The sequence below is a fragment of the Treponema sp. R8-4-B8 genome (assembly GCF_054786175.1).
This window is the reverse complement of sequence record NZ_BDHE01000332.1, coordinates 1-483: the sequence shown is the minus strand read 5'-3', so window position 1 is coordinate 483 and position 483 is coordinate 1. Positions and strand designations below refer to the sequence as shown.

Annotated in this window: 1 protein-coding gene; it reads left to right on the top strand. The window is 48.0% G+C overall.

The annotated features are described in order from the left end of the window. On the top strand, window positions 1-381 hold a 381-nt coding region (locus ACYVRA_RS08635), incomplete at its 5' end, for a hypothetical protein (protein ID WP_461252311.1). Window positions 382-483 lie beyond the last annotated feature (102 nt).

The window sequence follows — 483 nt, the reverse complement described above, 5'->3', positions numbered from 1 at the left end:
ACTGACGGTAGCAGGAATCTGCCATGTAGGGGGGTTATAGGTATGGCTTGCGGAAGGGTAAGAGGCGGGGGAGGGTATCCGGTCAACTGGAAAGGGCAGAACGTATCCATGGACGATATTAGCGAAATTAATATTGTAATGTATACTCCTACGCTTACAAATAACACAGGGGGTTATGATTTGGGTACCGTTAAATTGCAGCTTCCACAAGACTTTACAATCAGAGGCGCGACAGCCATGAGATCAACCGAGGCGGATGTGGGTGATCGCCAGAATCCCAAAGAGCCGGTCTGGGAAACTGTGGATATAAACCAAGATAGCAACTCCGCTTATGTAACGCTGCCTGTCAGTCAGATTCTTTCGGTAAGATTTACCAGCTAACGGCGGCTTCGAGGAGGAATGTTTGTGAAAAAAATTTTTATTGTCTTGTTAGCGGCGGTGGCTTTCGTTTCGGTATTCGCCCAGGAGTTAGATGTAGGCGGC